The following is a 26,057-nucleotide window of genomic DNA, read 5'->3' on the forward strand; positions in this document are numbered from 1 at the left end:
ATGAACGATTTTCAATTTATTTCAGCTAATGAAACCTATAGAAATTTGTATTACCAATTACCTAAAGTACTTTTTACATCAGAATTTTATAAGACTATGTCTAATGATAGTAAAATAGCTTACGCAATGTTGCAAGACCGATGTGAATATTCAATACAAAATAATTGGATTGATCAAGATGGGCATATATATTTTATCTTTACACGAAATGAACTGATGGATATTTTAGGGTGTAAAGAAAATAAAATTGCAAAAATAAAAAAAGAATTAAAAGACAAAAATTTACTTTATGAAAAACGTATTCCTCCGAAAAAACTCTCTACTGGTGAATTCAAAAACTATCCAAACAGATTGTATTTAGGTAAGCTGGAAGTTTCAGCAACAGATGTTTACGCCATCAGTAATGCTAGCTATACAAATGAGTTTCCCGAAAGTGGGAAAAACCAACCTTCGGATAAACATGATAAAATCGGCATTTCTTTCGAAAGTGGGAAAAACCAACGTCCAGAAGAATCCAATAATACCAGTACTTTGTTCGAAAGTGGGAAAAACCAACCCAATCTATATCTAACTAATTCTTTAGATACAATAGATACAATAGATACTGAAAAAGAACGATTGCAACAACAATTATTGCTCGATCAATTTTCAGAAGTTCAAGAGCATACATTTCTTAGCAAAAATAGCTTAAAATTTATTGCTGCCTTTTCTGATACTATTCAAGAAGCACATGAAATGGTTGGAACAATTATTCGTGCTAAAACTAAAGTAGAAAAAGAATACAATATCGTTCTAATTGGTGAAGATTATCAAGAAGAAATAGACAAATGTTTGCGTCGTGTGATGCATAAAATCAAGACAGATTCTACTGTAAAAAGTCCAAAAGGCCTATTCTACAAGTCGTTTTACAATTTATTTGTTGAATGTACAATAGAGAAAAAAAGTCATTTAAATAAAAATAGTACGGACAACACCCCAGAAATAACTACACATAACTGGATTGAGTATCAATAAAATATGTTTTTTTGTGACCATTAATTTTGATATAAATATATAGAAATTATTGCTGTATATAATATTTATGGTATTATCACTGTATAAATAAGCTAATTATTTATAATTTTATTTACACAAGGAGGTAATAATGGAATACATTAAACGTTTTTTTATTGTAATTGGGTTATTTTTGTTGAGTCAAATAGGTATGTTTACGTATGGGACTTTAAAGCAAAGTTCTTTACAAGTAGGGCAAGGTACAATGCCTTTACTATCAACGCTAATTCTAATAGTGATATTTATTATGAATATTGGATTGCTACTTGTTTTAGCTAATAAACTAGAATTACTTAACTTTGATTCTAAATTTCTCAATAAAAAGAATATTTTAATTATTGTAATTGGTGTTGTAATTGCAAGATTAGTGGCAATTTTAGGAACGATTCTGTTAAATAATCAAGGAATTGATTCTACTGCTAATGATGCGGCAATTAATAATTTGTTTACAGGTGAGAATCCATTACTAATTATTTTGATATTAGGGATTTCTGCACCCATCATGGAAGAGATTGTGTTTAGAGCTGGAATTATTGGTTATTTTTTAAAAGATTGGCCAATTTTAGGAATTGCACTAAGTTCTATTTCATTCGGTTTAGTACATGGACCAACTGATATTATTAGTTTTTTCATGTATGCACTAATTGGATTAGTTTTATCAATCGCATATTTTAAAACTAGTCGTCTTGAAGTAAGTATTTTGATTCATTTCTTTAATAACTTAATTCCAGCTATTGTTATTGCTTTTGGTTTAATTTAATTTTGGTATAGATTATTTAATCAAAAAGAATGGGGTTATTTGATGAAAAAGACTGAAAAAATTTTGTTTTTAGGCTTTTCTGCATTAATGTTTATTCTAATCGGATGTAGCAATAAAGATAATCTTCAAGAAAATAAAAAAAGCAGTGCTGTAGAACAAACTGCCAATTTAACAGCAGCAACACCTATACAAAGTTTAGATCCAGCAACTGCTGTTGATCAAACAAGTATTACACTTTTAGCAAATGTGATGGAAGGCTTATATCGTTTGGATAAAAAAAATCAAGCAGAACCTGCATTAGCAGAAAAGCTTCCAGACATATCCAAAGACGGTAAAACATATACTATATCATTGAGAAAAGATGCAACTTGGACAGATAAAACGCCTGTAACTGCCGAAGATTTTGTTTTTGCATGGCAAAGAGTAGTTGATTCTAACACTGCTTCTCAAAATGTCGGATTATTTGCTCCTATAGAAAATGCTGAAGAAATAAGTAAAGGTAGCAAAGCTAAAGAGTCTTTAGGTGTAAAAGCAGTGAATAATCATACTTTGCAAATAGCGTTGAAAGAACCAACTCCTTACTTTACTAATTTATTAGCATTGCCAGCGTTTTTACCTGTTAATCACAAATTTGCTGATAAACATAAGAAAGATTATGGTACTTCTAAGGACACTATTAGTACAAATGGAGCGTTTAATTTAACTAACTTGGAAGGTTTAGGCACTTCAGATAGTTGGGTAATAGAAAAAAATACTAATTATTGGGACAATAAAAATGTCTCAATGAATACTATTCATTTTCAAGTAATTAAAGAGATAAATACAGGTGTTAATTTATATAAAGATGGTCAATTGGACGAAGCTCCTTTGGGTGGAGAGTATGCTAAACAATATAAAAGCGATAAGGATTATAGCTCTTCTTTATTAGCAACAAGTATGTATTTAGAACTCAATAAAAAACCAAAGGATTCCATTTTAAAGAACAAAAATTTACGTAAATCAATTAGTTATGCTATAGACAGAGCCTCATTAGTAGAAAAATTACTAGATAATGGCTCCATAGCATCAGTTGGGTTAGTTCCTAAAAAATTAGTGTATGATCCAAAAACAAAGAAAGATTTTGCAGACCAGGATTTAGTTGGTTATGATAAAGAAAAAGCCAATAAGTATTGGGAAAATGCACAAAAAGAATTAACTACACCTAACAATTTAAAACTAGATATTTTGGTTGGAGACGGAGAATTCGAAAAAAAAGCTGGAGAATTTTTACAAAATCAATTACAAGAATCTTTAAAAGGGGTGACTGTAACAGTTACGCCAGTACCAGCAAATGCACATATTGAAAAGTTGTCTAAGGGTGATTTTTCTATTAGTCTTATTGGTTGGCAAGCGGGATATGCAGATCCATTGAGTTTTCTAGCTAATTTCAAGACAAATAGCCCTATGAATTATGGGGGTTATGAGAGTAATGAATTTGATATTCTTCTAAAAGATACTTCTGATAAGCGGCTGAAGAGTTTGAAAGAAGCAGAAGAATTGTTAATTGATGATGCAGCGATTGTCCCAATTATCCAAACAGGTTCTAGTAAATTGATTAATCCAAATCTAAAAGATATAAACTTGCACAGTGTAGGTAGTAGATATGACTATAGAGAAATGAAAAAGGAGTGACATTAGTCGCTCCTTTTTTCTTGAAAAAACTTTTTATAATTGGACTTTTCATAAGTTTGTATATGTCCATGTTCATTGACAATACCAATGAAGTTTTTACCTTTTTCGTCTCCCTCTTGTGACAACAGATGTTCTAAAGAAGTTCTCACTTGTTCAGCAATCTCTACTCCCTCAATATCTTCAAGTAAATCAATGTATGAGACGACTTTATTTAAATATTTTAGATTTTTAGTAGTAACGTATAAATACAAATTTTTATTGTGTATATAGTTTATTTTGTATTTATAGCTAGGAAAATGAGTGAGCAGTTCATTGTAAATATTTAAAATGGGAAGAATATCTTCATATCTTTTTTCTAGAAAACTTCCTGCTAAAATATTATTCAAACATAATGCAGCAATTTCTTTCAGTTCACTAGTACTGTTTTCTGATATTGGAAAAAGCTCGTCGTACAAAGATTTTAGCTCCGAAAAAGAAAATTCTGAACTAATATTAGCAAGGATTTTGTAATGGAATAAAGTGAATTTACTAAAATTTTGAAATATTTTTTTTACGTCTAACAAGTCTGGATAATCAATCTTACTAATTTTGTCTATTTTATCAGATAAAATTAATTTCATCATGAAGTATAGATTCATGTATTTTAGAGAAGTGAAATGAAGTGAGACAACTTTACTATAAAGTTCTTCTAAATTTTTTTTAAGCTCAATATCTTGGGTTTTTGCGTAATTATCAAGTGTAGTACGAAAATAGTCTAAATCTTTGTCAAAGTCAGAAGCAAAATCCTCTTTGCAGTAATTGATTAATTCATGAAAAGATAAACCGCTTCTATCAGATAATAGTGCTATATCTTTGATTTGTAGAGCATGCTGATTATGAATTTCAAAGCTACTGGCTGATCTTCTAGAAAAAATATCTTTATAAAACTCTTCTTGATTTTCACCGAATTCTTTTCTACATAGTTTCATAAGTTCATTTAGATACACTTTAAAGCCTCCTTTTGCGCATTATCTTGCACAAAAATAAAAGAAATATGATTTTTATCGTATTTTAAAAAAAAAATATCAAATAATGAGAAAAATATTGCACATAAACTTGAATGTAATTCTTTTTTCTGTTATAGTATGTTTATAGAACTTAGCGGGGTGAATACATGATTAAGCATAGCCGAAAAATGTATGTAATAATTAGTTCGTTGATTTTAATTTTTACTATTGTAGGTTAAAAAAGCACTCTTGAAGTCTAATCCAAAAGTGCTTTAGCTTAATTAAGACAAGTGTATTATACCACAGTTTTCTATATTTGATGTGTAGAAGATATTTCAGCACACTAACAGATAAACAACAAAATAAGAACCGACTACCATCGGACGGCAATCCTAGGTAGTTAAACAATTCATGCTATACCCATGAACTATACTCGGTTCTCGTTTGTTGCAACATTAGTTACAACGTATAGTATAACAATTTTTAATGTAAAATTCTAGGCTTTTTTAAACTCCTTTATTGGCCTAGGTAAAGTTTTTTACAATGAATTGTTTTAGTTAGTTGTATAAATGTTGGAACAGCGGGGAATGTATACAGTTCATGTATATGTTCCCCGCTTTTTTGTTGTCTGTTAACTTGTTGAAAAAATAAAAAAACCAAGTAGCAAGCATTCTCATTTTTTAAAAATGACTCGCTTGTGGAATAATTCAATGCTTTCACGCATTGTTTGTACTGGAACTACTCGTAAGAGCTGTGCAAACAACGTGTTGCATGGCTCTTTTTCTACTTGGTTCAGAAAGTAGGTGAATCAATGATTGAACTGAAAGCAACAGATTTGCAACGTATTACGTGTCAATTGACCTTGTTTAATCGACAAAGATTTAAATTGTACAACGGCACAACAGAACGCATTGTATATGATTTTTCAGGAAGAAATCTGTTGATCAATCCTGTGAGTTTTGAAACGAAGCAAGACATGGAACGTTTCTTTCGACAAGTAAAACTGATTTATTTTGATGGAAAAGTAGTCGGTTATCGTGGCTGTTCGGAACTTCCGTTAAAACTTGAATGTAGAGCGTTCCAAAAAATGGTTAAACGACAAAAGGTGTTACTTAATGCACCATTCAACTATAAGGTTTTTGAAGAAAATGAATTTAGGGAATGGTGTGAGAAAATGAGAAGCTATAAGTAGTGAATTTGTTTTTTCATACTTGGTCTTTTTGTTTGTTAGTTTTAACTAACATGCGCAATTTACCAATAGCTAGGTTAGCTATCGAAAAAGGATGCAGAAAAGCACACGGACACGAAGGTGCAAACTGGCTACACGTCAACTTTTTTGCAGAATTTGGGAGATCCTTAAAAAAAGAATACTACAGGACTTATCTAGTCAATCAGCGTGTCTTTAAAGGTCTAGGTAAGTATAAACTACCTAAAGTACGGTCAGAATAAAGGCGGTACGTGATTATGGGTGTGACACAGTAACTAAAAAGATTTCGTGCGACGATCTTTTGTTTTAAAGGGAGCCAGATACTTTTTTAGAGTTTGGGGTTGCTACCGCTACAAACCCTGCGATCAGTAAAATCTGTAGAAAAATTGCTAAAAAGCTAGCAAACAAAAGGATCAAGTAAAACGAGGATATTTACCATAAAACCAATAGGAGGAAAGTGAACATGAAGACATAGGAGTGTTTTTCTAAGGGTTCCAAGGATAGTATTTTTTTAATAATGAAGGCTTTGTTACTATGTTCTTGAGGTGAGAAAATATGACAAAAAAATGCAAAATATCTGGCGTAAAGAAATGTTGGCATTGATGAATGAAGACGCAGACTGGTATAGGAATGAAGATACCGAGCGTTTTAAACGAATACAAGAACTTGCAAAAAAGATAGAAACAGCAAGCGCTAGACAATTTTCTTCTCATATTAGCAAGGAAAGATTCGAAGCTTATGAAAGAATGGGTTTAAATTTAAAAGAAATAGCGGAAGAATTCAATATAACAACTACGGCATTACAACAATGGCGTAAAGACAATGGGTATCCCATTTACAATAAAAATAATAAGAAATGAGGAAATCAAAATGAAAAAGTTCGCAAGTGCAGGGTTAAGTATTTTAGTCGCAACAGGGGTAGCAGGTATTGGGGGAAATGAAGTACAGGCAGCAGAACAAGCGCAACCAAAAACACCTGAAAACAGTTCTACAGAACAACCAGCAGTGAAAGCTACAGAAACAACGGAGCAAGCCATTACTGAAAAACAGCAACAAGTAACAGAGAAACAGGCAATTGTCGATCAAAAACAACAAGTCGCTGACACTGCGAAAAAAGAAAAAGACGCCATTGATCAATCTGTTAAAGACCAACAAGCAGTGGTCGATCAAAACAAAGACGCATTGGATCAAAGTCAACAAGCAGTGACTGACCAACAAGCAGTTGTAGACGAAGCTAAAAAAGTCGTGGATGAAGCAACGCCTTCAGCCATTGAAAAAGCTAAAGAGCAAGTGGCTACGGATACACAGGCTGTTGACGAACAACAAAAAGTAGTGGATCAAGCTCAAACAGACGTTAACCAACAACAAGCTGTTGTCGATGAAAAAGCAAAAGAAACGAATGCTGCTAAAGTACAAAATGATAAAGATCAACAAGCAGTAACAGCTGCGAAACAAGAACAAGCCAAGCTTGAAGAATTAGCGAAAAATGCGGAAGCGGAAAAAGCAAAGGCAGAAAAAGAACAAGCAGCAAAAGAAGCTGAACTAGCTAACAAACAGAAAGAAGAAGCCAAAGCTAAAGATCAAAAAACGAAGGACGATCAAGCAGTCGCAGACCAACAAACTGTTGTGACAACTAGTCAAGAGAAAGTAGCAGACGCAAAAGCAGATACAGCTGCGAAACAGGCAGACTTAACTGCGAAAGAGAATGCGTTGAAAGACAAGCAAGCAGCAACAAAGCAAGCGCAGAATACTTTAGATAGCTCAAAAGAAGAGTTAAAGGGGCATAAAGGACTTAACTTACCTGCTAACTTCACACCTGATTATTACAAAAAATTAACTGAACAAGAAAAGCAAGCAATGGAAAAAGAAGCATTAGCATTAAATAAAGTTTTTCCTGAAAATCAAGCAGATGCGGCAAAAGTAACGGAAATGATCAATGTCAAAAATCCTACCGAAAAACAAAAGCAACAAATGAGCGATTACGTTGTAGGACTTATCAATGATGTTCGCGAAAAGCTTGGGTTACAAAAGTTGAAGATTTCTAACCAAGCTATGAAATTTGCTTGGGATGTAGCAAAATATGATAATCCCAAAGAATTTGATCATGACGTAAATGCGATCAATCGTGCAGCAAAAGAAAATGGTTTTAAAGAATTTCCAGGACAAAACTTTTATGAAAACCTAAGTATGGGACGATTTACGACACAAGAAGGTAAAGTTTCTATGTATGACTTTGAAAAAGCTGCTCGAAATGCACTTGTAAGCATGTTGATGAACGATGGACATTCTGGCTATTCCCATTTAGATTCTTTATTAGATGCAAATGAAACAAACATGGCAGTTTCTATTTCAGGAGATTTAAATGATATCTCAGCAAAAATCCATATCATTAGCTATAATCAATCAAAATTAGTTGAAGCAAATACCTATGAAGAAGGCACTGCACCAGTCTTTAAGAGTAAAGAAACCCTTCAAAAAGAAGTAGCGACCAATCAAGAAAAATTAGCTACCGCACAACAAGCAGAATCAGACGCACAACAAGCAAGAAGTGCAAGTCAGCAAGCCTTAAATACAGCCAAAACAACACAAGCAACAGCAGAAAAAGAACTATCTGTTCATAAAGCGACACTGGCTAATCTTCAAGCAGTTGCGATTAAGAGTACGACAAACTATGAAGAAAAAGTACGACAAACTGCAACGGCAGAAAAAAGCCTGCAACAAACAAAAGATCAATTGGCAACAATCAATGAGTTAATTCAGAATCGAGCTGCTGTTTTAGAAAAAGCGAAAACAAACGTTGCGGAAGCACAAGCGATAGAACAAACGTCTGCTAAAGTGCTGAAAGAAAAACAAGAAGCCCAAAAAGCAGAAGAAAACACATTGGATAGTTTGAAGGAAGTATTGAATTTAGCAAAAGAAAATTTAAATCAAAAACAAGTTGCGCTTAAAACAAGTACACGTTCATTGTCTCGTTTAGAAAATGCTCAACCAACATACGAAAAAGCATTAAACGAGTTAAACAAAGCAGAAGCGGCAGTGGTCCAAGCACAAGAAGCCTATGAAAATTCTCTGAAATCATTGGAGGAACTCAAAGAACAACAAGCCGTTGCTACACTTGCTTATACACAAGCACAAGAAGACCTTTCTAATGCGAAGTTAGAGCTACAGCAGTACCAAGGCATATTAAGAGACTTAGAGGCACAACAAGCCGAACAGCGCCGACAAGAAGCGTTGCAAGATCAAGTAGCAAAAGAGCAACAACGTCTTGAACGAGAAGCAAAGCAACAACAAATGTTAGTAGCAAGTGCTACTTCAGCAGATAAAACACCTGGTCTCCAACAGTTATCTTTTTCTAAACAAAAAGAACAGCCAAAAGCACAAACACTAACACATTCAGAACCTCGTAAGACGAAACAAGTAGCAAAAGCCCAAGAATCCTTACCACATACAGGAGAACAACAAAGTATCTGGTTGACTATTTTTGGATTATTCATGGCAGTAGGTGCGATCAGTTTCAAGAACAAAAGACGGAAAAATAGTTAAAAGTATAATAGGTGAGGAGCGAAATTTTCGCTCCTTTTTATTTTAAATACATGACATGAAAGGAGAAAACATTGGCAAAGAAGATAAACCTTGTTTCCATATTTTGTTCTCACGAAGCACTAGAACAAATTTATATTCTATCCTACCCGTATTGTTTAATTAAGCAATATCTATTCAAGAGAATCGAAGATATTTTTGGTTCTTTTTTTATTGGAGAAATGACATTGCTGTGGCGGAATAGAAGTCGCTTAAAATAAAGCAGTAGAATCCCCTTATTGTTTTATTTGATTATGCAAGGTGCGAATCCTTGACAGCAAGTAGGGTTTACGGTAAATGATCCCGACTGCCGGTTAGCGAAAACCGTATAGAGATTGAGCGGTAGTGTGGCAAGCAACAGCTCTTATACCATTCATAAGCCTACCGCAAAAAGAATGGCAATCTCAAAAAAACAGGAAACTGAGAGGTCGCTCCTTTTAGGTTGGCGTGTAGCATCTGGGATGCAACGGACATGAAGGAAGATAAGAGGTAGGTTCGACTCCTACCACGCCAGTAAGTAGCTTTGCTACGAGAGAAAAAGAATAATAGGAGGAATAACAATGAAAAATTATGATCCAAATATCCGATGGGGCTTGCATACAATCAAGGTGAGTTTCCAACGATGGGACTACAAAGGATATGTTACCTTTGTAAAGGGTGGTAACTGTAAAGGGTTAGACATACTAGAATTAGAGGTAGACGATTTATACGACAAAAAATTTAAAGAAAACCCAATCAATTTTAGATTGCTTGGTGCAGGTGATGATGGCGAAGAATGGTTCGCAATGACTTTAAAAAATAATGAAGATGAACTGTTTATTGAAGATGAGTGGAAATGTTTGAAAGATTATATTTTAGGTATTGAGATTATCGATTTTAAGTAGGAAAAATAGAGGAGCGAGTATTTTCTCGCTCCTCTTTTATATATAGAGAGGCTACCCAGCAATGATAACTAGGTAGCCACAGACATAAAATTACTATTAATCTGGGAATAAATTATTTATACCATGAAAAGGGTTACTTATCAAGAAAAAATACCAATGAATAGGAGAATGTGGAATGAAATAAAGTAATACATCTATAAAAAAGAGAGGAGGAAAAAGTATGACTTGTGTACGTGCGCCATGTCGGAGAAATCGTTGTTTGTAAAGAAAAGAATAATAGGAATTAAAAAATATAGTTTACGAGGAGAATGATACATGAAGCAACAAACAGAAGTAAAGAAACGTTTTAAAACATATAAAGCTAAGAAACGCTGGGTAACTGCTCCTATTCTTTTTATAGGTGTGTTAGGAGTTGTAGGATTAGCTACTGATAATGTACAAGCCGCAGAATTAGATACGCAACCAGAAATAACGACGGTGCAACCTGATAATCCCGATCTGCAGGTAGGTAGTACAACACCTAAGACAGCAGTGTCTGAAGAAGCAACAGTACAAAAAGACACTACTTCTCAACCGACCAAAGTAGAAGAAGTAGCGTCTGAAAAAAATGGAGCTGAACAGAGTTCAGCTACCCCAAATGATACCACAAACGTGCAACAACCAGAAGTAGAACAACCCGTAGTCAGTCCTGAAACAACTAATAAACCTCTAGGGCAGCCAACTGAAGTTGCACCAGCTGAAAATGACGCTAATAAATCAACGACCATTCCTAAAGAATTTGAAACATCTTACTTATTTTATATCATAAAGAAAAATATTTGTCAAAAGGAAAGGAGGAAAAAGAATGGCTTGTGTACGTGCACCATGTGGAATAAATCGTTATTTATAAGAAAAAAAGAAACGTGTTAAAAAATATATTTTATGAGGAGAATAATACATGAATCAACAGACAGAAGTAAAAAAACGTTTTAAAACGTACAAAGCTAAGAAACGCTGGGTAACTGCCCCTATCCTTTTTCTAGGTGTGTTAGGAGTTGTAGGATTAGCTACTGATGATGTGCAAGCCGCGGAATTAGATACGAAACTAGAAACAACATCGGTTCAACCCGATAATCCTGATCCGCAGGCAGGTAGTACAACACCTAAGACGGCAGTATCTGAAGAAGCAGCAGTACAAAAAGACACTACTTCTCAACCGACCAAAGTAGAAGAAGTAGTGTCTTCGGAAGTAACAACTGAAAATACTCCAGTTGTAGAAAATAATACCACAGTTTCGGATAAAACCATAGGAGAAGCGCAACCTGCAGAACCCATTGGTAAGCCAACAGAAATAGCGAATCCAACAGCTAGTGGCAATCAAGCAACAACAATCCCAAAAGAATTTACCACACCTGAATTGGATCAAGTAGTAGCGGAAGCTCAAAAAGATCCAAACATTACTATCGTTGAAAAGCCAGCAGAAGACTTAGGCAACGTTTCTTCTAAAGATTTAGCTGCAAAAGAAAAAGAAGTAGACCAACTACAAAAAGAACAAGCGAAAAAGATTGCCCAACAAGCAGCTGAATTAAAAGCCAAAAATGAAAAAATTGCCAAAGAAAATGCAGAAATTGCGGCAAAAAACAAAGCGGAAAAAGAGCGCTACGAGAAAGAAGTCGCTGAATATAACAAACATAAAAATGAAAACGGGTATGTGAAAGAACCTGTTAGTAAAAACCTAGTGTTTGATCAATCGGTTGTGACGAAAGACACGAAAATTTCGTCGATTACAGGTGGAAAATTTATCAAAGCAGCTGATTTTAATAAAGTGAATGCAGGGGATTCAAAAGATATCTTTACAAAATTACGGAAAGATATGGCCGGAAAAGCTACTGGTAACTTCAAGAATTCCTTTATAAAAGAAGTAAATCTTGGGTCTAATGGTGGGTATGCGGTTCTTTTAGAAAAAAATAAACCCGTGACAGTGACCTACACAGGCCTAAATGCTAGTTATTTAGGACGTAAAATTACAAAAGCGGAATTTGTTTATGAACTTCAGTCCTCCTCGAGTAAAAGCGGAACGTTGAATGCGGTGTTTTCAAATGATCCGATTATCACAGCTTTTATTGGCACAAGCAGAGCTAACGGTAAGGAGATAAAAACACGCTTAACGATTAAGTTCTTTGATGCATCAGGGAAAGAAGTACTACCAGATAAAGCTAGTCCATTTGCGTATGCGCTGTCTTCTTTAAATTCAAGTTTAACGAATAAAGGCGGCCATGCGGAATTTGTGTCTGATTTTGGGGCGAACAATGCGTTCAAATACATTAATGGTTCGTATGTGAAAAAACAAGCGGATGGAAAATTTTACTCACCAGAAGATATTGACTATGGCACAGGACCTTCAAAACTAAAAAATAGTGATTGGGATGCTGTAGGGCACAAGAATGCGTACTTTGGTTCAGGTGTAGGTCTAGCCAATGGGCGTATTTCCTTTTCTTTTGGTATGACAACAAAAGGAAAAAGCAATGTGCCTGTATCTAGTGCGCAATGGTTTGCTTTTAGTACCAACTTAAATGCAAAATCAATTACGCCTTATCAAGAAAAAGGACGTTTTAAGCAGCCAGAAAAAGCAACAATTGAATTCAATCGATACAAAGCCAATGTCGTTCCTGTTCTTGTTCCGAATAAAGAAGTCACTGATGGTCAGAAAAATATCAATGATTTAAATGTGAAACGTGGCGACTCTTTACAATACATTGTGACAGGGGATACGACAGAACTTGCCAAAGTAGATCCAAAAACAGTAACCAAACAAGGGATTCGAGATACCTTTGATGCAGAAAAAGTGACGATTGATTTATCCAAAGTGAAAGTTTATCAAGCAGACGCAAGTCTAAACGAAAAAGACTTAAAAGCTGTTGCTGCAGCAATTAATTCAGGAAAAGCTAAAGACGTGACCGCTTCTTATGACCTTCATTTAGACCAAAACACCGTTACAGCAATGATGCAAACCAACGCAGACGGCTCTGTTGTTTTAGCAATGGGGTATAAATATTTACTTGTCTTACCGTTTGTAGTGAAAAATGTAGAAGGTGATTTTGAAAATACAGCTGTTCAATTAACAAACGATGGTGAAACGGTAACAAATACAGTGATTAACCATGTGCCGGGTAGTAATCCTTCCAAAGATGTAAAAGCAGATAAAAACGGTACAGTTGGCAGTGTTTCTCTACATGACAAAGATATTCCGTTACAGACAAAAATTTATTATGAAGTGAAATCTTCCGAACGTCCAGCTAACTATGGTGGAATTACCGAAGAATGGGGTATGAATGATGTCTTGGACACGACCCATGATCGTTTCACAGGGAAATGGCACGCTATTACGAATTATGACCTTAAAGTAGGGGATAAAACGTTAAAAGCAGGAACAGATATTTCTGCCTACATTCTTTTAGAAAACAAAGACAATAAAGACTTGACGTTTACAATGAATCAAGCATTATTGGCAGCGTTAAATGAAGGAAGCAATAAAGTAGGCAAACAAGCTTGGTCTGTGTATCTGGAAGTCGAACGGATCAAAACAGGTGACGTAGAAAATACGCAAACAGAAAACTACAACAAAGAGTTTGTTCGTTCTAATACGGTGGTGACGCATACGCCTGATGATCCAAAACCAACTAAAGCCGTTCATAACAAAAAAGGGGAAGACATTAATCATGGAAAAGTGGCTCGTGGTGATGTTCTTTCTTATGAAATGACTTGGGACTTAAAAGGGTACGATAAGGACTTTGCCTTTGATACAGTCGATCTTGCGACAGGCGTTTCTTTCTTCGATGATTACGATGAAACGAAGGTGACACCAATCAAAGACTTACTTCGTGTCAAAGATTCTAAAGGGGAAGACATTACGAACCAGTTCACGATCTCTTGGGATGATGCCAAAGGCACGGTGACGATTTCTGCCAAAGACCCACAAGCCTTTATTTTGGCGCATGGTGGGCAAGAATTACGTGTAACTTTACCAACAAAAGTTAAAGCCAATGTTTCTGGTGATGTGTATAATTCAGCGGAACAAAATACATTTGGTCAACGAATTAAAACCAATACCGTTGTCAACCATATTCCAAAAGTGAACCCTAAAAAAGACGTGGTTATTAAAGTCGGTGATAAACAAAGTCAAAATGGTGCCACAATCAAATTAGGGGAGAAATTCTTCTATGAATTTACAAGTAGTGACATTCCTGCAGAATACGCTGGTATTGTGGAAGAATGGTCGATTAGCGATAAACTAGACGTCAAACATGACAAATTTAGTGGCCAATGGTCTGTGTTTGCCAATTCTACGTTTGTCTTAGCAGACGGAACCAAAGTGAATAAAGGGGACGACATTTCGAAACTATTCACGATGACCTTTGAACAAGGGGTAGTGAAAATCACAGCCAGTCAAGCCTTTTTAGATGCGATGAATCTAAAAGAAAACAAAAACGTTGCACACTCATGGAAAGCGTTCATTGGTGTAGAACGAATTGCGGCAGGAGACGTTTACAACACAATCGAAGAATCTTTCAACAATGAGAAGATTAAAACTAATACGGTAGTGACGCATACGCCAGAAAAACCACAAACGCCACCAGAAAAAACAGTGATTGTACCACCAACACCAAAAACACCGCAAGCACCAGTAGAGCCATTAGTGGTAGAAAAGGCAAGTGTGGTGCCAGAATTGCCGCAAACAGGCGAAAAACAAAATGTCTTATTAACGGTAGCTGGTAGTTTAGCCGCAATGCTTGGCTTAGCAGGCTTAGGCTTTAAACGTAGAAAAGAAACAAAATAATTGAAGACGAAAAGAAGGACGAATTGCTTGTCCTTCTTTTTTTAGCTATGGAGGGGAAAAATTGGAAGCAGTAGTAGAAAGAGAGGCAAAGGGGATGAAAGAAATTGCCATCCAAGAAAAAGATTTGACCTTACAGTGGAGAGGAAACACAGGTAAGTTAGTTAAAGTTCGATTGAAAAATACACGTGCAATGGAAATGTGGTACAACAAACAAATTACCGAAGAAAACATTCAAGAGATCACCACGTTGAATATTATTAAAAATGGAAAATCTTTGGCATTAGAAGTATATCCAGAAAAAAGTATCTATGTGAAACCAAATTTAGGCAGAATCAATGTGCCTGTCTTTTTTATCAAAACACCTATTAACAGAGGAGTATTTGAAGAGATTTTCGGCGAAACGTTAAAAGCATAAGTAAAGGAGAAAGAAAAGCCAATGTATGTATCTTTTGTTCTAAGTTGTTTGCTTGGATTTTCTGCCTACAGTCTATTAAATAGGCTAAATTCGTTGGAATTTGTGGATGTTTGGTTAGACAAAGAAACACAAAAAATCACACTAAAACGCTGTTTTTATGATACGTCTTTCAAGAAACAAACACTAAAAGAGTTAGAACGAGTATATTTCCAATTAAAAGAAATAATCAACGTGCAAATAAACAAGCGGTCTTTAAATACGAATGACATACGTAATGTATGAGAACTAGAGGAAAAACAACAAGAAATAAAACGATTCATGTTAGACGTTTTAGAAGATGCTTATTGGAAAGAATTAGCAAATATGCCAGAAGACCAACGACACTTAGACGATTGGGATTTCTTTTAAAATGGGTTATTGAAAGGAAGCAATAATAAAAAAAATGATGCCTAACACAAAAATATAGGAGGGAAAAAATGATTATTTTATCAGGACTTTTTATTTTAGGGATAGGAATAGTTGGAGGTTATCAGCTAGCCACGTTACCTAAATTGATTGAAATGAAACAGCACAAAGCAATACAGAACCATTTCAATGTTAAAGGAAATGAGTACACCTATTATCAAGAAGACAGTGAAAATTACATTTTATCCTTGGAAGATACAGAATATCGAATTAAATTTTCCAAGAACACCCCGTTAAAAGTGGTATTCACTGAAATTTTAGAACCTATGTAAGGGTGAGTTTATGTATATCTCTTTTGATTTAGAAGCAACACAAGCAGAAAAAATAGCTCTACCTGTCCATCAACGATTTTCGCTCGTTCAAGGTCTTTTGTTACTTGAACAAGCCAATCAAGAAGTTTTGGCCACAAAACAAGGAGGCACGATAGCCTATTTTTTATATACAGGAAAAGAACAAGAACTACCTATTTTAGAAGCGGAACTTTTATTACCGGTCAAACAAAAGGATATGTTAGACGTATTACTTGAACCAGTCACAAATGATCCAACGCTTGATCCAATAGAAGTAAAAAACTTCTTACAGTTAGTTAATCAATCGTTGCCAAAGAAGCAACGAGCTAAAAGTAACAAAAAAAGTACAGAAAAGAAGGCAACTATTGATACAAAACCAGTGAAGAAAAAAGTTTTTTTGTCCGTTAGTCTTATCACACTTATTGGATTGATTCTACTTATGAGTGGTTTTTTATTAGGGAAAACCAATTCTACACCTTATCAAGAAAAAGAATTAGAGGTGAAAAAAGAACTCAATACCTTAACAGAACAAGTCAATGAGCAAAATAAAGTAGAAACATTTACTCGATTCTTTCTAACTAATTACTATTCAGGAAAAACAGATGCCAAAACCAGACAAGCAGTTTTAAAAAAGTTTGTAAAAAAAGAAACCTTATCTGATTTTTTATCGGAGAAAAGCCGAGCGAGAAGTATGTTTCCCTGGGAAGTAAAGAAGAAAGACAAACAATGGACGATAGCGTTCATTGTTGTATTAATCAATGAAAAAGACGAGCAATCGACAAAGAAAATTACGTTTACAGCTGAAGAAACAAAAGAACAATTGGTCGTAATGGAACGACCGACAGAAGAAGATTTTGAACTTACAAATTAAAATTAAAATGGAGGAAATAATGATGAAAAAAATTCTTTTTGCTAGTTTATTTAGTGCCACACTACTATTTGGGGGAAGTGAAATTTCTGCTTTTGCACAAGAAATTATCCCTGATGATACTACGACACCGCCCATTGAAGTACCAACAGAACCAAGTACACCAGAAAAGCCAACAGATCCAACACCGCCAATTGAGCCACCTGTAGACCCTGTAGAGCCACCTATTACACCAACGGAGCCAACAGAACCGACAGAGCCGACAACACCAACAGAACCTGAAAAACCAGTAGAGCCAACGGAACCGACAACACCAACAGAACCTACAACTCCTACAGAGCCAAGTGAACCAGAACAACCAACGGAGCCAAGTAAACCAGTAGAACCTGAAAAACCAGTTACACCAAGCAAACCAGCAGAACCCGAAAAACCTGTGACACCAACTAAACCAACAGAACCTGAAAAACCAGTACAACCAGCAGAACCAAGCAAGCCAATCGACGTTGTTGTAACGCCAACAGGGGAATTAAATCACGCTGGAAATGGTACACAACAGCCAACAGTCCCTATTGAAACAAGTAATTTGGCAGAAATCACGCACGTGCCTAGTGTAACAACACCTATTACAACTACAGACGGAGAAAACATTGTAGCTGTAGAAAAAGGTGTTCCACTTACACAAACAGCAGAAGGGTTAAAACCTATTCAATCAAGTTACAAAGTATTGCCTAGCGGAAATGTAGAAGTAAAAGGTAAGGACGGTAAAATGAAGGTTTTACCATACACAGGTGAAGAAATGAATATCTTTTTATCTGCCGCAGGCGGTATCTTGTCTGTAGTATCTGGGTTTGTCATCTTTAAAAAACGCAAAGCTAAAGTATAAGCTAGCGTATAGATAGGAGCGTACCATGAATAAGAAAAGAATTGTCTTTGGGCTTCTCTCTTTTTTCTTGCCTATATTTTTAGTCTTTGGAGGCTTACTTTTTTTTCTTTTATTATTAACGAGTACGTCAGATACTTCAAAAAATGATTGTATTCAGCCAAGTATAAATAATCCAACTGATGCGACAGATACACCTAAATCGATCGAGCAGTTTGTAAAAAGCCATAAAGATGCTTACCTTTTATCATGGAAAGCAGGTGGCTTTTTACCGTCTGCTAGTATTTCTCAAACGATGGTAGAAAATGGGTTTAATTTTACTAATCCATCGGGGACGTCATTTTGGCAGGCACACAATATGGGCGGTGTTAAAACGTCAAAAAAAGAAGATTTTCCTGTAACTTTAGCAACATTCGGCCAAGATTCTGTTGATATTTCTGGTACAAAGCCAGGGTCAAACGTCGGTGATGGCACTGGTGGGGCATATACCTGGTTTAAAGACTACAATGCTGGAATTGTTGGAAAAGCAGAATTTATGGCACACCAGACACTGTATACAGGCGCTATCAATAATACTGACGGATTAAGTACTTTATCAGCTATTTATTCAGGAGGATGGGCTACAGACCCTGCTTACCTCATGAAGTTACAGGCCACATACAACAGCTTAGGCAAACAGTTTCAATGGTTGGACCAAGAAGCAATACAGAAATATGGTAATGCACCGTTTAAAAAGAGCGAACTTGTCCCAAATATTCCCGGAAAATCGCCAATCACAAACGAAAAATCTGGTAAAAATTCTGATTGCGTTGTTACTTCAGATACATCCGATCAAGTTACAGGACAAAATACTGCCCCATCATTAGAAGTACCAAGTGCTTATAAAGGAAAGTTAACACTTCCGCCTATCGATTCGAATGATTACGCTGGAAATAACTATCCTTTTGGACAATGTACGTGGTACGCCTATAATCGTATGGCGCAAATTGGCAAACCAATTGAATGGTTTTCAGGTGATGGCGGAAATGGCGCAGGTTGGGCTAATTCTGCTCGTGCGAAAGGGTACACAGTAATAAAAGGAAAACCAAGTGTTGGTTGGGCAGCTAGTATGCAAGGTGGCATAGGAGGTTCTGCACCGCCCTATGGGCATGTGGCAGTTGTAGGTGCGAAACGTTCTTAATTGAAAAGATTAAGCACGTTCTCGAATAATAGATTTAGCAATAAATCAAGTTATAGAGAATGGAGAACTCTTATTTTGAGAATTGGAATGATGGGGTAACGCCCTGAAACGATTCCCCTAATCTCCGACATGCGTTTATCTCGTGCAAAAGATAAAGGTGTGAAGCTCGGTAAAGTCGGCTGAAAGATACCGTACGGAAATCTCTACGTGAAATAGAGAAGGTAAACGAAAGTGCCTTAGCGGTAAGGTATGTATCTGATAGGTCGGGGGTCGGAAAAAACTGAATAGGGTGAGAATGACTGAAAAGGTCTGACGAACCAGTGAATGTACGCTCCGAACGCCAGTACGTAGAAATGCGTATAACAATAAAAGTTGTATCAACTTGAGGAAGAGTAAGAATCTACGATATGAAATTCCTTGTTGTGTTACAGGCACAACCCAGAGTTGATGGAGTATAGCTAGCACCTAAGTTCAGATATAAGATAAAAATAAGGGAACGTTGAAAGCTAGAAGCGTGGAGGTCGCACAACTTGGGAAGCGTAGGAAGGGAAATCATAACCTTCCATAATTCTAGTGAGAGTAGTGGCACGACCGTTGAAGGTTTTGTAATGAAACTGGAGGAACAGCCACAAGTCAAGTTTATTTTGTAAGAAACTTAATCACAACTCATGGATTCTAGTAAGACTCAAAAGGTCACGAATCTGACGAGAGGAGTGATAAACCATGAATCAAAACCTTTTAGAAAAAACGCCCAAAAATAATAAGTTAAGATATGCAGAATATTATGGCATGATTGAAATTTATGACGAACTGTTCAATAAAAGTAATGAAGGTAAAATTTTCAAGAATTTAATGGGGATAATTATCTCAACAGATAACATTTTGTTAGCCTACCGAACCATAAAAAGGAACGGAGGGAGCACAACAAAAGGAATCGATGGAGTAACCGTAAAAGACATTGAAAAACTATCTCAATCAGAGTTTATTGGAAAAGTTCGAAATAGATTCAATTTCTACAAACCTAGAAAAGTCAGAAGAGTAGAAATTCCCAAACCGAACGGGAAAACTAGACCCTTAGGGATTCCTTCAATTTGGGACAGAATCGCTCAGCAATGTATTTTACAAGTATTAGAACCAATTTGCGAAGCCAAGTTTAATAAACATAGTTATGGATTTCGACCCTTAAGGTCTACAGATAACGCCATAGCTGACTGTATGTATAGAATCAATAAAAGTCATATGCAATATGTAGTAGATATTGATATTCAAGGATTTTTCGATGAAGTGAATCATGTGAAACTAATGCGACAAATTTGGACATTAGGAATTCGAGATAAACAGCTTTTAGTTATTATCAGGAAAATGTTAAAAGCACCCATCGTTCTACCAGATGGCACTATTAAATTTCCAACTAAGGGAACACCCCAAGGAGGAATACTCTCCCCACTTTTATCAAATATTTGTTTAAACGAGTTTGATTGGTGGATTGCCAGGCAATGGGAAGAACGAGAATGTAGCGAGCTTGTTCCACAATTTAACTCAAAGGGAACAAGACATAAATCACATGATTACAGAAAACTTCGTTCATCAACGACTCTAAAAGAAGTGTATATCGTAAGGTATGCAGATGATTTTAAGTTGTTTTGTAAGAATCGACAGGAGGCTGAAAGACTCTTCCGTGCCACGAAAATGTGGCTGAAAGAACGATTAAGGCTACCAATCTCAGAAGAAAAGTCGAAAGTAACAAACTTGAAAAAGAAAAGTAGTGAATTCTTAGGGATTACATTGAAAATGGTCAAAAAGAACCATCGGTTCGTCTGTTACTCTCACGTTGCCCTAAAGGCAAGAAAGAGAATCAAACGACAACTAAAGGATCAAATTAAACGGATCCAAAGAAAGAAAAGTAAAATCACTACTATTAGAGAAATCCAAAAATACAACAGTATGGTTATAGGCATTCATAATTATTACAACGTGGCAACACATGTATCCAAGGATTTTGAATCGATAGGGTCACAACTGCATAGAAGTTTTTACAACCGATTCAGAAATAAAGGATTGACCAAAAAGGGAAATTACAAGGGACATGATAAAGGGATTCTACCTTATATGGAATCAAAAAGAATTCAATATCTAGTAAACTATCCCATTCTTCCAATAGGATTTGTAAGAACAAAAACAATCAAAGGGAGAAATAAAACTCTTAATAAATACACGCCTGAAGGTCGTATACTTGTACACAAAAATCAACAATCTGTAGCAGAATGGAAAGTCCAATGGTTACGAGAACATCCAATTATTAATGAAAGAGCAACCATTGAATATAATGATAACCGAATTTCGTTATTCATTGCGCAAAAAGGAAAGTGTGCTATTACAGGTAACGAATTATTTCTTGACGATATGCATTGTCACCACAAGAAACTATGGTCAGAAAGTAAAGACGATTCATATAAAAATTTGATTTTACTTTCAAAAGAAATGCATAAATTGGTGCATTGTACCGATGAAGTAAAAATAAGAGAGTATATTTATTGGAATAAATTGTCAGATTCACAAGTAAATAAAGTAAATAAACTTAGAAAGCTTGTAAATAAAACAATCATTCTTCCATTATGCGAACAGATGCCCAAATATGAGCAATTAACACTTTTCTAAAAAAGTTAAAAGATTAAGCTAAATGATTACAAAATAAATTTGATGGAACGCCGTGTGCGGTGAAAGTCGCACGCACGGTGTGGAACGGGGGAAAAGTTGGAGATTATTTCAAAGACTTACCTATCGTTATAGTATGTCAATTCTGACGGCAGTATTCTTGTGAGTGAAGCAAATGTTATTAATCAAGGCTCTGGTACGCGTTCATGGCGAGTATTAGACAGAGCAACGGTTGAACAAATTGATTTTATTCAAGGAAAGGGAGCGTAGCAATGAGGGAGCGTTTAAAGCAAGCACAACCACTAGTGATCGTTCTTTTACTTGTTTTACTGACCACTTTAGGAGGCGGTTATTTCAATGAGAAAAAAGAAAATGCACAAATAAAAAATCAAAAAGAGAAAGAGCAGCAAGTCCTAAAGAAAACTTTAGAAGAAAAAAACGGACAATTGAATGATTTATCGAGAAAAATTGAACAATTATTGGATGAAAAAGAAGATCCTGTTAATGAGCCATTAACAAAAGCAGTGAATGCCTTATTTTCACTTGTGTTTGACTATGATTCTAGCAATAAAGAACAAACAGTCGCTAAAAGAAAAGAAAAAGCAACTGTTTATGCGACAGAGCAAGGGCTATCCGGGGTATTCCCAAGGGATGCAGATAAAGTTGTTCCTAGTGTTGTGACCGTTTCTCAATTAGATAAGGCACCTGAAATTTATCGAACCACACAAAAAGATACAGGAAAAGAAAAAACAGCATTGGTCCGGCTAGAATATTCAGTTCGAATCGCAGGAAGCCAAGCGCAACGTGGAAATTTTATTTATAAGGTAACTTTCAATGAAGAAAGCAAGAAATTTACAACCATTGAGAATTTAGGTGAGGAAAATCAGTAAAAAAGTACGAATTACAACGCTTATTAGTTTAATGCTTGTTTTAGGGGGGATAAGCCTCTTTTTATTTATGGTAAAACAAAATGAAAAGGCAATGCTCAATCAGGAAAAGGAGCGAGCGGCCGTAGTTTTAGCAGACAATGAAACACGTGTCTTATTTTTTTACAAAGATACGTGTGCTGATTGTCAAAAGGTCTATCCGACGGTTTACGAAGAGGACCAGGGCGAAAACAACATTGTATTTATCAATTTAAATCAACCTAAAAACCGTCACTATATAAAGACATATACGTTGGAAAAAGTACCAACATTTGTTACACCGAAAAGAAGATACGTAGGAACAGATACGAGAAAAATTCAGCAATTAATTGCTGAAAATAACGACGAAAGAAGTGAAGATTAATGCACGAAAATCATGTGAATGAAAAGGAGACAGCCGTAGAAAATACGGAACGTATTGCTAAAAATTATGCTTATGAACGCCCAGCGATTCAAACGGCGCTATTTATCTTATGGCGGGTGCATAATAAGCAGTATCAAACAGGCGCTCGGATATTTTACGACGAATTAGAAAAGGCCACCAAGACGTCTAAGACCGCTTATAAAGAAGCATTAGCTTTTTTAGAAGGTGCAGGCATGGTGGTAAACGAGGTTGTCGTAGAAAGTAAAGTCCCCCAATCGTTAATTCAACGTTACGGGATTTTAAAAGATGAGTAACAAAAAGGCTGTATTCAATCCGCAAGCAGGGAAGCAAGCCCAGAAAGAAAAAGTGAGGAAAGAGACACGTGTTTCTTCAGTGGTTCAAATAATCCGAGCAATCTTCAGGAAGAAAGAGAAAGAACCAGAAAATTCTCGAACCATTCGTTTTTCGCCACGTTCGGCGAAAAGTATTTACTCAATGGTGTTTTTCCTTTTATTTTTCTTGATAAGCTTATTTTTATTAATGAGTTTTGGACGATTAAACACGCTTACAAGGCTTGCGATGCAAAAGCAAGTAAATCGTGAGGAAATTATTGAAAGCGTGAATAAAGGCGTAGCTGCAAGTGATCAATTGAAATATGACGGAATGAAACTTGTGGATCGCTTATTTACAGTGTCCTCAAAATTAGAAGGAAAAGAGTACTGGGAAGCGCAAATAACCCCTTATTTAGCTGCTGGATTGCGTGCAGAAGATTTAGGTCTTGATAAGACAAATGATGACCGCGTTGCACGAAATGTACGCTTTATTCGATTAGAAACAGTTGATTATAAAGAATCACTTTACAGCTTGTACTATGATGTCCGTTTTACTGAAGGGAAAGAATGGCGCCAAGTGCAAGTGATTTTGCCTGTTAGTTATGCAGAAAATGAACTGAAGTTACTTGATAGACCAACGTTAATGAATTTAGCGAAGACAAGTGAGAGTAACAAAGTTGTGTATGACGAGCAACGTTTTATACCTAAAGGAAAAGAAGTCAATGAAGAAGAAACAAAAAAACTAACGGAATTTACCAATCGTTTCTTTGAATTATATGTAAAAAATGATGAAAAGTTAGGACTAATTGCCAATGTAAAAGGACTAGAACATGCGACGCTAGAAAAAGTAGATATTACAAGTCTAAGAGAAACAGGACAAGGGGTCTATGATGTTCGAGGAACCTACCAATTCAGTTATGAAGGGAAAAGTCCGCTAACGTCTAACTTCTCATTACAAATTGAAGCAACAAAAGATAGTTATTTTATTAAAAAAATGAATGGAGTGTAAGAATATGTTTGATTTATCTGGTTTAGCAAATAATATTTCCTCACAGGTGATTATACTATTGGTGATTTTAGGACTGGTATCCTTAGTTGTAGCGGTTGCAACACAAGGGGCCGCACGAGGAATTGCGACAGTCTGCTTAATCTTAATTTTAATCGCGTTGGTTTTAGTGTTAAAAGATGCTGAAAAAATTGGTACCTGGTTGAAAGACTTAATTTTCAAACCAAATGCCGGCTTTATTTTCCCAATAAAAGGTTGGCGATTTTGATGGAATATAATTACACACGAGAATTTAAACAACCTCACAAGATTTACAGTATCAAAGGGGTAGCATTGCCTTTTGCGCCAAACGGCATTCGATTGGAACAAATTTTTGTAGGTATTGGTATCCTTATTCTCTTATTGATATTCGCGATTATTTCATTTGTCGCTAAAATCAATTTTTTTACCACAATTATTGCCAATTTTTGGTTGATTCTTATAGTAGGAGTGGGCGTCCTTGTGTGGACGCTCTTTTCTTTAAAATGGGATAATAAGAGCTTTCTTGATTATCTAATTGGTCGAGGAAACTTCTTGTATCAAAAGAAAAAAAGATATGAACATGGGCTACTTGTCCAATTCCATAAAGAAAAAGTCCAATACAAAGTTAGAAAATAACAGTAAAGTGTTTACAAAGAGATTGTGAGGGATGAAGGTGGATAAAAGAATTGAAGCTGTGACAAAATTTTTAGAGTCTTTAGGAACTGTAGAAGATTACACCGAGGATGTAGCTGTTAAGTATAGAAACTTGATTCTGAAATCGTATGAATTATACGAGAATAAGTATAACGATACTGTTGACGACAGTTTATGTATAGAAGTTTGGTCAAACGGGACTTATGTTGTTACAAACGAGGATTTATCTTTTGATTGTGAGAGCGAAGAAGATTTACAAAAGCTAAAAGAATTGTTTGTTAACACGTCATTTTATATAACCATTAATGAATTAAATAAAGTAGGTCATAAGGCTACTTTATCCGTCAAAGCTAAAGCAAAAAATTTAAGGGAACTGGGGCAGTTAATTAAAGAATACAGAAGTTGTAATTGCAAATATTTAAAGGATAAAGTAACCGAAATAATTGGTGATGATGGGCGTGTTTATTTAGATAGGATAAGTGAACGGATGGACTAAGCATGCTATAATGGTTAGAAACCATAAAGAAGCCTTATTTACAAAAGTAGTAACAAAAAATACAACTACATGAGTAGGAGGTAAATATCTTGATTAATAACGTTACATTAGTTGGACGATTAACCAAAGACCCAGATTTAAGGTATACGCAAAGTGGAACAGCCGTAGGTCAATTTACGTTGGCCATTAATCGCAACTTTACCAATGCTAACAATGAAAGGGAAGCAGATTTTATCAACTGTGTTATTTGGCGGAAAGCTGCAGAGTCATTAGCAAATTATGCAACAAAAGGGACTCTGATCGGTTTAACTGGTCGCATTCAAACAAGAAACTATGAGAATCAACAAGGCCAGCGTATTTATGTAACTGAGGTTGTCACAGAAAGCTTCCAACTATTAGAATCAAGAGAAGTAAACGAGCAACGAAAAGAACAGGCTACAGGTAAAGCTACGTTTGATAAACAGTCAACGGATAAACCTGATCCTCTGGATCCATTTTCGCCAGAAAATAGCATAGTGGATATTTCTGATAATGACCTGCCGTTTTAAT

At 35.5% G+C, this 26,057-nt stretch carries 23 protein-coding genes and 3 pseudogenes; 25 read left to right on the forward strand and 1 reads right to left on the reverse strand.

The window, feature by feature from the left end; all coding sequences use genetic code 11:
* The 3 genes from IGL23_RS13630 to IGL23_RS13640 all read left to right on the forward strand — a co-directional run bounded on the left by IGL23_RS13630 (nucleotide 1) and on the right by IGL23_RS13640 (nucleotide 3,484).
* Nucleotides 1-1,014 (forward strand): replication initiator protein A, encoded by a 1,014-nt coding sequence (locus IGL23_RS13630; RefSeq protein ID WP_002387529.1) that lies wholly within the window; start codon nucleotides 1-3, stop codon nucleotides 1,012-1,014.
* 130 nt (nucleotides 1,015-1,144) lie between these two features.
* Entirely contained in the window at nucleotides 1,145-1,813 is a 669-nt protein-coding gene (locus IGL23_RS13635) for a CPBP family intramembrane glutamic endopeptidase (RefSeq protein WP_002383592.1), read from the forward strand.
* A 42-nt stretch (nucleotides 1,814-1,855) separates the two neighbouring features.
* Nucleotides 1,856-3,484 (forward strand): peptide ABC transporter substrate-binding protein, encoded by a 1,629-nt coding sequence (locus tag IGL23_RS13640; RefSeq protein ID WP_002387530.1) that lies wholly within the window; start codon nucleotides 1,856-1,858, stop codon nucleotides 3,482-3,484.
* A gap of 2 nt (nucleotides 3,485-3,486) precedes the next feature.
* Here IGL23_RS13640 and IGL23_RS13645 read toward each other — a convergent pair whose 3' ends face one another.
* Nucleotides 3,487-4,470, reverse strand: coding sequence for a hypothetical protein (locus IGL23_RS13645; RefSeq protein ID WP_002383596.1), 984 nt, complete (start codon nucleotides 4,468-4,470; stop codon nucleotides 3,487-3,489).
* Between the two features lie 811 nt (nucleotides 4,471-5,281).
* Between IGL23_RS13645 and IGL23_RS13650 the strand changes: the two genes are divergently transcribed.
* From IGL23_RS13650 to ssb, 22 genes and pseudogenes are all read left to right on the forward strand, one after another.
* On the forward strand, nucleotides 5,282-5,662 hold the full coding sequence (locus IGL23_RS13650) for a hypothetical protein (protein WP_002402026.1): 381 nt from the start codon (nucleotides 5,282-5,284) through the stop codon (nucleotides 5,660-5,662).
* A 605-nt stretch (nucleotides 5,663-6,267) separates the two neighbouring features.
* Complete coding sequence (locus tag IGL23_RS13655; RefSeq protein WP_169063028.1) at nucleotides 6,268-6,537, forward strand: hypothetical protein; 270 nt, start codon at nucleotides 6,268-6,270, stop codon at nucleotides 6,535-6,537.
* A 10-nt stretch (nucleotides 6,538-6,547) separates the two neighbouring features.
* The gene (gene sea1 / locus IGL23_RS13660) at nucleotides 6,548-9,220 is read left to right on the forward strand and encodes a surface exclusion protein SEA1/PrgA (RefSeq protein WP_159162386.1); all 2,673 of its coding nucleotides are present in this window, start codon (nucleotides 6,548-6,550) and stop codon (nucleotides 9,218-9,220) included.
* 596 nt (nucleotides 9,221-9,816) lie between these two features.
* The gene (locus IGL23_RS13665; RefSeq protein WP_002383600.1) at nucleotides 9,817-10,140 is read left to right on the forward strand and encodes a DUF5406 family protein; all 324 of its coding nucleotides are present in this window, start codon (nucleotides 9,817-9,819) and stop codon (nucleotides 10,138-10,140) included.
* Nucleotides 10,141-10,455: 315 nt separating this feature from the next.
* Nucleotides 10,456-10,926, forward strand: a pseudogene (locus IGL23_RS13670) (KxYKxGKxW signal peptide domain-containing protein); the annotation flags it as partial.
* 151 nt (nucleotides 10,927-11,077) lie between these two features.
* Nucleotides 11,078-14,956, forward strand: coding sequence for an LPXTG-anchored aggregation substance (locus IGL23_RS13675; RefSeq protein ID WP_289875141.1), 3,879 nt, complete (start codon nucleotides 11,078-11,080; stop codon nucleotides 14,954-14,956).
* 61 nt (nucleotides 14,957-15,017) lie between these two features.
* Nucleotides 15,018-15,371, forward strand: a complete 354-nt coding sequence (gene prgU, locus IGL23_RS13680) for a pheromone response system RNA-binding regulator PrgU (RefSeq protein WP_002379922.1) — start codon at nucleotides 15,018-15,020, stop codon at nucleotides 15,369-15,371.
* 21 nt (nucleotides 15,372-15,392) lie between these two features.
* Nucleotides 15,393-15,779: pseudogene (locus tag IGL23_RS13685) on the forward strand (hypothetical protein).
* A 68-nt stretch (nucleotides 15,780-15,847) separates the two neighbouring features.
* Nucleotides 15,848-16,108: a hypothetical protein gene (locus tag IGL23_RS13690; protein ID WP_002370667.1), complete on the forward strand. Its 261-nt coding sequence runs from the start codon at nucleotides 15,848-15,850 to the stop codon at nucleotides 16,106-16,108.
* Between the two features lie 10 nt (nucleotides 16,109-16,118).
* A complete protein-coding gene (locus tag IGL23_RS13695; RefSeq protein WP_002365963.1) occupies nucleotides 16,119-16,997 on the forward strand; it encodes a hypothetical protein in 879 nt (292 codons plus the stop codon).
* A gap of 19 nt (nucleotides 16,998-17,016) precedes the next feature.
* Entirely contained in the window at nucleotides 17,017-17,877 is an 861-nt protein-coding gene (locus tag IGL23_RS13700; protein ID WP_010711027.1) for an LPXTG cell wall anchor domain-containing protein, read from the forward strand.
* A gap of 25 nt (nucleotides 17,878-17,902) precedes the next feature.
* A complete protein-coding gene (locus IGL23_RS13705; RefSeq protein ID WP_174131253.1) occupies nucleotides 17,903-19,054 on the forward strand; it encodes a CHAP domain-containing protein in 1,152 nt (383 codons plus the stop codon).
* A 723-nt stretch (nucleotides 19,055-19,777) separates the two neighbouring features.
* Complete coding sequence (ltrA, locus tag IGL23_RS13710) at nucleotides 19,778-21,712, forward strand: group II intron reverse transcriptase/maturase (protein ID WP_002367922.1); 1,935 nt, start codon at nucleotides 19,778-19,780, stop codon at nucleotides 21,710-21,712.
* A 132-nt stretch (nucleotides 21,713-21,844) separates the two neighbouring features.
* Nucleotides 21,845-21,979, forward strand: a pseudogene (locus IGL23_RS13715) (CHAP domain-containing protein); the annotation flags it as partial.
* 2 nt (nucleotides 21,980-21,981) lie between these two features.
* Complete coding sequence (locus tag IGL23_RS13720) at nucleotides 21,982-22,599, forward strand: hypothetical protein (protein ID WP_002409352.1); 618 nt, start codon at nucleotides 21,982-21,984, stop codon at nucleotides 22,597-22,599.
* Entirely contained in the window at nucleotides 22,583-22,999 is a 417-nt protein-coding gene (locus tag IGL23_RS13725) for a thioredoxin domain-containing protein (protein ID WP_002401419.1), read from the forward strand. Before IGL23_RS13720 ends, IGL23_RS13725 begins: the two co-directional genes overlap by 17 nt.
* Nucleotides 22,999-23,313 (forward strand): hypothetical protein, encoded by a 315-nt coding sequence (locus tag IGL23_RS13730; RefSeq protein ID WP_002360796.1) that lies wholly within the window; start codon nucleotides 22,999-23,001, stop codon nucleotides 23,311-23,313. The genes IGL23_RS13725 and IGL23_RS13730 overlap by 1 nt, the downstream gene beginning before the upstream one ends.
* A complete protein-coding gene (locus tag IGL23_RS13735) occupies nucleotides 23,306-24,340 on the forward strand; it encodes a conjugal transfer protein (RefSeq protein WP_142429546.1) in 1,035 nt (344 codons plus the stop codon). The genes IGL23_RS13730 and IGL23_RS13735 overlap by 8 nt, the downstream gene beginning before the upstream one ends.
* On the forward strand, nucleotides 24,330-24,605 hold the full coding sequence (locus IGL23_RS13740) for a hypothetical protein (protein WP_002360793.1): 276 nt from the start codon (nucleotides 24,330-24,332) through the stop codon (nucleotides 24,603-24,605). Before IGL23_RS13735 ends, IGL23_RS13740 begins: the two co-directional genes overlap by 11 nt.
* Nucleotides 24,605-24,994 (forward strand): TcpE family conjugal transfer membrane protein, encoded by a 390-nt coding sequence (locus IGL23_RS13745; protein WP_002360791.1) that lies wholly within the window; start codon nucleotides 24,605-24,607, stop codon nucleotides 24,992-24,994. The genes IGL23_RS13740 and IGL23_RS13745 overlap by 1 nt, the downstream gene beginning before the upstream one ends.
* Nucleotides 24,995-25,025: 31 nt before the next feature.
* Nucleotides 25,026-25,508 (forward strand): hypothetical protein, encoded by a 483-nt coding sequence (locus IGL23_RS13750; RefSeq protein ID WP_002360790.1) that lies wholly within the window; start codon nucleotides 25,026-25,028, stop codon nucleotides 25,506-25,508.
* An 89-nt stretch (nucleotides 25,509-25,597) separates the two neighbouring features.
* Nucleotides 25,598-26,056 carry a single-stranded DNA-binding protein gene (gene ssb / locus IGL23_RS13755; RefSeq protein WP_002402196.1) on the forward strand — a complete coding sequence of 153 codons (459 nt, stop codon included), beginning with the start codon at nucleotides 25,598-25,600 and terminating at the stop codon, nucleotides 26,054-26,056.
* The last annotated feature ends 1 nt before the right edge of the window (nucleotide 26,057 follow it).

This window comes from Enterococcus sp. MSG3299, assembly GCF_050555765.1.
GTDB lineage: Bacteria > Bacillota > Bacilli > Lactobacillales > Enterococcaceae > Enterococcus > Enterococcus faecalis.